Here is an 8,791-nt window from a genome sequence, read left to right as displayed (position 1 = left end):
GTCGTGGGGAGGGAAGATTCACACTACCGCCCGGACGGGGGCGCCGCGCGCGGTACCGGACGATCCGGCTCCGGTGGTGCCACCGGTAGGGTCCCGGTGCCTGACGCCCATCTTCCCCGGGCGGCGGAGCCGTCGCCTCCGGTGCCGGAGTCGGTTCCCGAACGTCCCCCGCCGCTGCCCTGGCGTCCACCCGGGGGGGCGGCTCCCGTAGGCCCGAACACGGGTCGTTTCCCGGCCCTCGACAGCAACCGGCCCACGAGCGCCCCGCCCAGCGGGAGGGCCGCGATCCCGACCAGCCCGGCCCCGGGCCTCCCGCCGCCCGGCGACGCGTCGACCATCCCGCTCCCGCCCGGCGCCCCGCCGCTGGGCCCGCCGATCTCCGCGCTGCCCGCGTCCACCGGCGCCGTGCCACCTCCCGCGTCCACCGGCGCCGTGCCACCTCCCATGCCCGCCGCGCCGCGCCGGCGGCTGCCGGTGGTCCTGGCCCTGGTGTTGCTGCTGGTGCTCGCCGGCGTCGGGGTCGGCGTGACCCGGCCCGGCCCGGTCGCCGGCTGGCTGGGCGACGACGCCGGGCCCGCGCCGACCGCCGGCGCGTCCGCGGAGCCGGACCCGTCGGACGTGCTCGCCGGCCCGGATCCGAACGCCCCCCTGCCCAGCCCCGACGGGGTACGCGCCGCGCTGGACCCGCTGGTCGGGGTGGCCGACCTGGGTGACCGGGTGAACGTCTCGGTGGCCGACGTGACCTCCGGCCAGACGCTGTTCGCCAAGGGGGCGGACGACGGGACGGTGCCCGCCTCGGTCACCAAGCTGGCGACCGGGGTGACCGTGCTGGCCGCGCGTGGCCCGGGCTACCGGATTCCGACCCGGGCGGTGGCCGGCGCGAAGCCCGGCGAGGTGGTCATCGTCGGTGGCGGCGACACCACCCTCGCGGTCGACAAGAAGGGCTACTACCCGGGTGCCGCGCGCCTCGACGACCTGGCCGCCCAGGTACGTACCGCGCTCGGCGGCGTCGCACCGACCAGCGTCACCGTCGACGGATCGATCTACTCCGGCCCGCGCTACGGCCCCGGCTGGGACGCCGACATCCCCACCGGCGGGTACGGCGGCGCGATCACCGCGCTGATGACCGACGGCGCGCGCCGGGACCCGAGCGTCGGGAGCGGCGGAGCCGAGCGGGTCAGCGAGCCCGACCTGGCCGCCGGCCGGTCGTTCGCGCGCCTGCTCGGCGTACCGGCCGACACGGTCGAGCGCGGCACGGCCCCGCCCACCGCGGCAGCCGGTGGGTCCTCTCCCGCGCCCGGCACCGAGCTGGGAGTGGTGCAGTCCCCGCCGCTGATCCGGCTGGTCGACATCATGATCAGCGAGAGCGACAACATCCTGGCCGAAGCGCTGGCCCGCCAGGTCGCGCTGGCCCGCAACCAGCCGGCCTCGTTCGACGGGGCCGCCGCCGCCATGGACGCGGAGGTGGCCGAGCTGGGCCTGCCCGCCGAGGAGATCAACCTCTCCGACGGCAGTGGGCTGTCCCGCCGCAACCGGATCAGCCCGTCGGTGCTGACCGACCTGGTCCGGCTGGCCGCCAGCCCCGACCATCCGGAGCTGGCGGGCATCTTCGGCGGCCTGCCGGTCGGCGGTTGGTCCGGCACCCTGGACGACCGCTACCGGGGAGCGCCCGGGACCGGTGCGGGCGCGGGCGCCGTACGGGCCAAGACCGGCACACTGACCGGCGTGCACGCCATCGCGGGCCTGGTCACCACGGCCGACGGCCGGTTGCTCACGTTCGCCGTGCTCACCGACAAGGTGCCCGGTGGCACGGACACCGCCCAACCGGCTCTGGACCGGATCGCCGCCGCGCTGGCCGGCTGCGGCTGTAGCTGACCGTCGCCGGCCGGCGGGTGCGACTGCGACCGCCGTCGCGAGCCCGGGCCAGGGTGTTGCGGCGCGGGTACGGTGGGTCCATGGCGCAGTTCGTGGACTGGGATCTGGCCGCCGCCACAGCGGGGGCGTTGAGCAAGTCGGGCCCCCGGGTGTCGTACACCGAGGCCACCGACGTGGTCGGCGACCTGCGGCGGCTGACCGACGAGGCAGCCGGGCACGTGGCCGACTACACGGGGCTGCGTGCGCAGGTGGCGCATCCGCCGGTGCGGGTGGTCGACCGACGGGACTGGGCCGCCACCAACATCGCCGGGCTACGTGAGGTGATCACCCCGCTGGTCAGCCGGCTCTCCGGCGACAAGCAGCCGGGCGCGCTGACCGAGGCGATCGGGTCCCGGTTGACCGGGGTGCAGGCCGGCACGGTGCTCGCCTACCTGTCCGGCCGGGTGCTCGGCCAGTACGAGGTCTTCTCCGCCGACCCGGGCCAGCTGCTGTTGGTCGCGCCGAACATCGTCGAGGTGGAGCGCAAGCTCGGGGCCGACCCGAGGGACTTCCGGCTCTGGGTGTGCCTGCACGAGGTCACCCACCGGACCCAGTTCACCGCGGTGCCATGGATGCGGGCCTACTTCCTGAGCGAGGTGCAGGCGTTCGTGGACGCCTCGTCCAGCGGCGGCGAGCACCTGGTCGAGCGGCTGCGGCGTGGGGTGGCGACCCTGTCCGATGCGATCCGCGACCCGGAGAGCCGCACCAGCGTGCTGGACATCGTGCAGACCCCGGCGCAGCGGGCGGTGCTGGACCGGCTCACCGCGCTGATGACCCTGCTGGAGGGGCACGCCGAGTTCGTCATGGACGGCGTCGGCCCGCAGGTGATTCCGAGCGTGGAGCGGATCCGGGCGTCGTTCAACCGTCGCCGCGAGGCGGGCAACCCGCTGGAGAAGGCGATCCGCCGGCTGCTCGGTGTGGACGTCAAGATGCGCCAGTACGCCGAGGGGCGCAAGTTCGTGCACGGCGTGGTCGAGCGGGTCGGCATGGACGGCTTCAACTCGATCTTCAACTCGCCGCTCACCCTGCCCCGGCTCTCCGAGCTGGGCGATCCGGACGCCTGGGTGGCCCGGGTGCACGGCCCGGCCGGCACCTTCCCGGCCGCCGGCTGACCGTCCGCCGGTGGCCGCGCTCGCCCCGCCCGTGGCCGCGATCCGGGTGGCGGTCCGCCGCGCGCTGACCGGTCTGCCGTCCGGCGGGCCGGTGCTCGTCGCCTGCTCGGGCGGCGCCGACTCGCTCGCCCTTGCCGCGGCCGCCGCGTTCGTGGCGCCCCGGCTGAATCGTGCCGCGGGCCTGGTGACCGTCGACCACGGCCTCCAGGCGGGCTCGGCGCAGCGCGCCGGGGAGGTGGCCGCCTGGGCCCGGGAGGCCGGGTTCGCGCCGGTGACGGTGGTCCGGGTGGACGTGGCCGGGCGACCGGGTGGACCTGAAGCGGCCGCCCGGGAGGCCCGCTACCAGGCGTTGACCGAGGTCGCCGGGGAGCAGGACGCGGTCGCGGTGCTCACCGGGCACACCCGGGACGATCAGGCGGAGACCGTGCTGCTCGCGCTGGCCCGGGGCGCCGGTCCACGCGGTCTGGCCGGGATGCCCGCCCGGCGGGAGCTGTCCGGGGTGCCGCTGCTGCGCCCGCTGCTGGAGATCGGTCGGGAGCAGACCCGCGCCGCGTGTGAGGTGCTCGGGTTGAGCCCGTGGCAGGACCCGCACAACACCGATCCGTCGTACGCCCGGTCCCGGGTGCGGGCGGACGTGCTGCCGGCGCTGGTGCGGGCACTCGGGCCGGGCGTTCTGGACAATCTGGCGCGTACCGCCCGGCTGGTGGCGGCCGACAACGCCGCCCTCGACGACCTGGCGCAGGCGGCGCTGGCGGCGGCCCGGCATCCCGCAGGCGGGCTATCGGTACCGGCGCTGGCCGATCTGGCCCTCGCGCTACGCGGCCGGGTGCTGCATGCCTGGGCGCGTGAGCTGGGTGCGGTTGCCGGTGCCCTCTCGTACCGGCATGTCGACGCGCTGGACGCCCTGGTCACCCGGTGGCACGGTCAGGGTCCGGCCGATCTGCCGGGTGGTCTGCGCGTGCTGCGCCGTGCCGACCGGCTGGCGCCCGTGGACCCACCTGACTGAGCCCCTCTGCTCTGCTTCAACCGGCGCAACGCAGCGGCCTACGAGGTGTTGCGTGGAGTGAAGCAGAGCCGATGCTCTCCGAGTGGTGGCATCGGGCCGGCGTGCCTCAGGCGGTGTGCGTCCGGTCGCGGAAGGTGGTCCGGTAGCCGTGCGGGGTGGCGCCCACCCGGCGACTGAAGTGGTGGCGCAGCGCCGCCGCGTCGCTGAAGCCGGCCTGGTCGGCGACCGCCTCCACGCTCAACGGGGTCTCCTCCAACAGCCGTCGGGCCAGAAGCACCCGCTGGTTGGTGAGCCAGTCGTGCGGGGTGGTGCCGGTCTCGGCCCGGAACCGGCGGGCGAACGTACGCGGAGCCATGCCGGCCCTGGCAGCCAGCTCCTCAACGGTGATCGTCCGGTCCAGGTGTCCCATCAGCCACTCCAGCACCGGTTCCAGGGTGGGCGCCTCGGGCGCCTTCGGGATGGGTGCCTCGACGTACTGCGACTGGCCGCCGTCGCGGTGCGGCGGGACCACCATCCGTCTGGCCAGCCGGGTGGCGGTGGCCGAGCCGTGCTCCTGACGGATCAGGTGCAGGCAGGCGTCGATGCCGGCCGCCGTGCCGGCGCTGGTGAGCAGCCGACCGTCCTGGACGTACAGCGAGTTGCAGCGCACCCGGGCGGCCGGGTGTCGGCTCTGCAACTCGTCGACGTACCGCCAGTGCGTGGTGCACTCCCGGTCGTCGAGCAGCCCGGCCGCGCCGAGCAGGAAGGCGCCGGAGCAGACGCTGAACAGGTGCGCGCCGCGCGCGTCGGCCCGGCGCAGCGCGTCGAGCACCGGGCCGGGAACCTCGGTGCCCTGGCTGTGCGCGGGAACGGCCACCAGGTCGGCCTCCTCCACGGGGCCGAGGTCGGCGTGTGGCGTGAGGTGGAAGCCGGACGAGGTGCGCACGGGCGCGCCGTCCGGGCTGCACACGTGGAAGCGGTAACCGGGGAAGCCGTCGGCCGTGCGGTCGGTGCCGAACACCTCGGCGAGCACGCCGAGCTCGAACGGGGCGACCTGGTCGAGGGCGAGGACGGCCACGGAACGAAGCATGTGACGAGGGTAACCCGATCGATGGCAGAAAATCGATGCCCAGTGGCATTTCTGCCACTGTTCGATCGACGTGGGTCGTCGCAGACTGGTCTCAGTCCGGTGCGCACCGGCGGCGAAACCGACAGCAACCATGCGAAAGCGAGCGCCGCCATGGAGTTCCTGCTCTTCCTCCTGTTCCTCGTCCTGCTCGTCGCCGCCTCGGCGGCCGGCCTCACCACCGACAGTCACGATTCGGCCGACTGGAAGCCCAGCGAGGACGGCCGCCGCTGGCGGTCCCGTACCAGCTGATGTGTTTGATGGCCTTTGCGAGAAAAATCCAGGGCGGGACCGCGCCAAAAGGTGCGGCCCCGCCGACGGGGGCCATCCGACGTACGGCAGGCTAGGAGTCATGGCTGACGGCTCCTGGTACGACGCCGACATCGACCACGTGATCATCTCCGAGGCGCAGATCCGCGAGAAGACGGCGGAACTGGCCAAACAGGTCTCCGCCGACTACGCCCACGTGGGCGACGGACTGCTGCTGGTCTGCGTGCTCAAGGGCGCGGTGATGTTCATGGCGGACTTCGCCCGGGCGTTGGGTCGCAACGGCCCCCCGGCCGAGCTGGACTTCATGGCCATCTCCTCCTATGGCCAGGGCACCACCTCCTCCGGCGTGGTCCGCATCCTCAAGGACCTCGACCGGGACATCGCCGGGCGGCACGTGGTGGTCGTCGAGGACATCGTCGACTCCGGGCTGACGCTCTCGTGGCTGCTGCGCTACCTGGAGTCCCGCTCCGCGGCGAGCGTCGAGGTGGTCGCGCTGTTCCGCAAGCCCGACGCGGTCCGGGTGCCGGTCCCGGTCAAGTACGTCGGCTTCGACATCCCGACCGAGTTCGTGGTCGGGTACGGCCTGGACTTCGGTGAGCGCTACCGGGAGCTGCCGTACGTCGGGGTGCTCAAGCCCGAGGTCTACGCCCGGTCCTGACGCCGGCCGGGCCACAACCGCCGTCCGGCGGCGGTGTGAGGTCAACTCGCATCGGCATCCGTCAAGCCGACGTTCAGCGCACTCTCAGCTGTTCCGGCTACCGTGGAGCCCGGTGGCGCGGAGGTTACTTCGCGCCCGACCCCCTCGACCGCGTTACCGGGCGTTCGGGTGGCCGGGCCGGACTCTCCGCCACGCCGGCTTCTGCCCGGACCCGCCGTACGTTCCGGTGAGGGCTGGTGAGCCTGCCCACGGTGCGCGCCGTCGATGCGAAGGTGTGCCGAGTGCGGGGCTCGCAAGCTCACTCCTCGCGTACACGGTGTACCGTCGAATGACCGCGGCGCGGCAGTTTTTGCGCCTCGGGGTCGAGGCCGGCCCGCACGGCGGCCCCGGCCGCCGCTCAAGACGCGGCAACACCATCAGACGGTCAGGACGTCGATCAGGAGGATGCGGGCGCTCCGGCGCTCGACAACAGTATGGAACGTACGCGTTTCTTCCGCCGACCGGTGGTCTGGATCATCCTGGTCATCCTCGGCGCCGTTGTGCTCAGTCAGTTGTTCACCGCTGGTCCCAGCTACCACCGCGTGGACACTTCCGTTGCGCTCGACCAGCTCCACACCGCCAAGATCAATAAGGTCGTCTTCCAGGACAAGGAGCAGACGCTCCAGCTGGACCTGGCCCAGAAGACGAAGTTCGGCGAGACCACCACCAACAAGATCGAGGCCCAGTTCCCGTACCAGGTGGGCGACGAGGTCTGGAACGAGGTGCTGGACGCCAAGGCGGCCAACCGGGTCACCGGCCCGGCCGACGCCAAGGTCTCGTCGGACAGCATCTGGGTGAGCCTGCTGGTCAACCTGCTGCCGATCGCGCTGCTCGTGCTCCTGCTGCTGTTCTTCATGTCGCAGATGCAGGGCGGCGGCTCCCGGGTGCTCAACTTCGGCAAGTCCAAGGCGAAGATGATCACCAAGGACACTCCGAAGACGACCTTCGCGGACGTCGCGGGTGCCGAGGAGGCCGTCGAGGAGCTGCACGAGATCAAGGACTTCCTGCAGAACCCGGCGAAGTACCAGGCCCTGGGCGCCAAGATCCCGAAGGGCGTGCTGCTGTTCGGCCCGCCCGGCACCGGCAAGACGCTGCTGGCCCGCGCGGTCGCCGGCGAGGCCGGGGTGCCCTTCTACTCCATCTCCGGCTCCGACTTCGTGGAGATGTTCGTCGGTGTCGGCGCCAGCCGGGTCCGCGACCTGTTCGAGCAGGCCAAGGCGAACGCTCCGGCGATCGTCTTCGTCGACGAGATCGACGCCGTCGGCCGGCACCGCGGCGCCGGCATGGGCGGCGGTCACGACGAGCGCGAGCAGACGCTCAACCAGCTGCTCGTCGAGATGGACGGCTTCGACACCAAGGGCGGGGTCATCCTGATCGCGGCCACCAACCGGCCGGACATCCTCGACCCGGCGCTGCTGCGCCCGGGCCGGTTCGACCGGCAGATCCCGGTGGACGCCCCCGACATGGAGGGCCGCAAGGCCATCCTGCGGGTGCACGCCAAGGGCAAGCCGTTCACCCCCGACGTCGACCTCGACTCGGTGGCCCGGCGTACCCCGGGCTTCAGCGGCGCCGACCTGGCCAACGTGATCAACGAGTCGGCCCTGCTCACCGCCCGCAAGGACCAGCGGGCGATCACCAACGACTCGCTGGAAGAGTCGATCGACCGGGTGATCGCCGGTCCGCAGCGACGGACCCGGGTCATGAGCGACCAGGAAAAGAAGATCACCGCGTACCACGAGGGTGGGCACGCGCTGGTCGCCTGGGCGCTGCCGCACGCCGCGCCGGTGCACAAGGTGACGATCCTGTCCCGTGGCCGCTCGCTGGGCCACACCCTGGTGCTCCCCACCGAGGACAAGTACACCCAGACCCGCGCCGAGATGATCGACACCCTGGCGTACGCGCTGGGTGGTCGGGCCGCCGAGGAGCTGGTCTTCCACGAGCCGACCACCGGCGCCGGGAACGACATCGAGAAGGCCACCCAACTGGCCCGCGCGATGATCACCCAGTACGGCATGAGCTCCAAGCTCGGTGCGATCAAGTACGGCACCAGCGGGGACGAGCCGTTCCTCGGCCGCAACATGGGCCACGAGCGGGACTACTCGGACTCGGTGGCCGCCGAGATCGACGGCGAGATGCGGGCGTTGGTCGAGCTGGCGCACGACGAGGCCTGGGAGATCCTGGTCGAGTACCGGGACGTCCTGGACAACATCGTGCTCGAGCTGATGGAGAAGGAGACCCTCTCCACCGCCGACATGGCCCGGATCTGCGCGCGGGTGGTCAAGCGCCCGCCGCTGGCGCCGTACAACGGCTTCGGCAAGCGCCAGCCCTCCACCGAGCCGCCCGTGCTCACCCCTGCGGAGAAGGACAAGCTCAAGGCGCAGGCCCAGGCCGACGGCGCGCAGGCGTCGGTCGGCGGCGGCGCCTCGTCCAACAACTCGGACGGCACGCACTGAGCAGCGACCCGACGGCCAGCTCCCCTCACCGGGAGCTGGCCGTCTCCGCGACCGAGCCCGACGGCGACGACGGGCTGGACTACGTGGCCGCACGGCTGATCAGCGGCAGGCTGACCGGCCGCCCGGTCGAGGACGCGATCGACCTGGGTCGAATCGAGAAGGCGGTCCGGGAGATCCTGATCGCGGTCGGGGAGGACCCGGACCGCGACGGCCTCCAGCAGACCCCGGCCCGGG

7 protein-coding genes and 1 pseudogene are annotated in these 8,791 nt (G+C 72.8%); 7 read left to right on the top strand and 1 reads right to left on the bottom strand.

What is annotated here, in order from left to right; genetic code table 11:
* Positions 1-444 precede the first annotated feature (444 nt).
* The 3 genes from dacB (at position 445) to tilS (ending at position 4,032) form a co-directional block, all read left to right on the top strand.
* Positions 445-1,875, top strand: coding sequence for a D-alanyl-D-alanine carboxypeptidase/D-alanyl-D-alanine-endopeptidase (gene dacB / locus EAD98_RS09225; RefSeq protein WP_121653635.1), 1,431 nt, complete (start codon positions 445-447; stop codon positions 1,873-1,875).
* Between the two features lie 80 nt (positions 1,876-1,955).
* Positions 1,956-3,026 carry a zinc-dependent metalloprotease gene (locus EAD98_RS09220; RefSeq protein ID WP_121653634.1) on the top strand — a complete coding sequence of 357 codons (1,071 nt, stop codon included), beginning with the start codon at positions 1,956-1,958 and terminating at the stop codon, positions 3,024-3,026.
* Between the two features lie 10 nt (positions 3,027-3,036).
* Positions 3,037-4,032 carry a tRNA lysidine(34) synthetase TilS gene (gene tilS, locus EAD98_RS09215; RefSeq protein WP_121653633.1) on the top strand — a complete coding sequence of 332 codons (996 nt, stop codon included), beginning with the start codon at positions 3,037-3,039 and terminating at the stop codon, positions 4,030-4,032.
* A gap of 106 nt (positions 4,033-4,138) precedes the next feature.
* Here tilS and EAD98_RS09210 read toward each other — a convergent pair whose 3' ends face one another.
* Positions 4,139-5,101, bottom strand: a complete 963-nt coding sequence (locus EAD98_RS09210; protein WP_121653632.1) for a GlxA family transcriptional regulator — start codon at positions 5,099-5,101, stop codon at positions 4,139-4,141.
* Between the two features lie 150 nt (positions 5,102-5,251).
* On the opposite strand from EAD98_RS09210, the gene EAD98_RS31230 reads away from it, so the two are divergent.
* The 4 genes and pseudogenes from EAD98_RS31230 to EAD98_RS09190 form a co-directional block, all read left to right on the top strand.
* Positions 5,252-5,389, top strand: coding sequence for a hypothetical protein (locus EAD98_RS31230; RefSeq protein WP_199723349.1), 138 nt, complete (start codon positions 5,252-5,254; stop codon positions 5,387-5,389).
* Between the two features lie 100 nt (positions 5,390-5,489).
* Entirely contained in the window at positions 5,490-6,065 is a 576-nt protein-coding gene (gene hpt, locus EAD98_RS09200) for a hypoxanthine phosphoribosyltransferase (protein WP_074315138.1), read from the top strand.
* 473 nt (positions 6,066-6,538) lie between these two features.
* Positions 6,539-8,557, top strand: a complete 2,019-nt coding sequence (gene ftsH / locus EAD98_RS09195; protein WP_121653630.1) for an ATP-dependent zinc metalloprotease FtsH — start codon at positions 6,539-6,541, stop codon at positions 8,555-8,557.
* Positions 8,558-8,592: 35 nt separating this feature from the next.
* Positions 8,593-8,791, top strand: a pseudogene (locus EAD98_RS09190) (GTP cyclohydrolase I); the annotation flags it as partial.

The sequence above is a fragment of the Micromonospora sp. CV4 genome, from assembly GCF_003667455.1.
In the GTDB taxonomy this organism is placed as follows: Bacteria; Actinomycetota; Actinomycetes; order Mycobacteriales; family Micromonosporaceae; genus Micromonospora.
This window is presented reverse-complemented; position numbering and strand designations above follow the sequence as displayed.

Bases quoted from the DNA above. Each gene is read 5' to 3' on its own strand.
- EAD98_RS09210 (WP_121653632.1), bottom strand. From the start codon at position 5,101: ATGCTTCGTTCCGTGGCCGTCCTCGCCCTCGACCAGGTCGCCCCGTTC.
- EAD98_RS09220 (WP_121653634.1), top strand. From the start codon at position 1,956: ATGGCGCAGTTCGTGGACTGGGATCTGGCCGCCGCCACAGCGGGGGCG.
- ftsH (WP_121653630.1), top strand. From the start codon at position 6,539: ATGGAACGTACGCGTTTCTTCCGCCGACCGGTGGTCTGGATCATCCTG.
- EAD98_RS31230 (WP_199723349.1), top strand. From the start codon at position 5,252: ATGGAGTTCCTGCTCTTCCTCCTGTTCCTCGTCCTGCTCGTCGCCGCC.
- hpt (WP_074315138.1), top strand. From the start codon at position 5,490: ATGGCTGACGGCTCCTGGTACGACGCCGACATCGACCACGTGATCATC.
- dacB (WP_121653635.1), top strand. From the start codon at position 445: ATGCCCGCCGCGCCGCGCCGGCGGCTGCCGGTGGTCCTGGCCCTGGTG.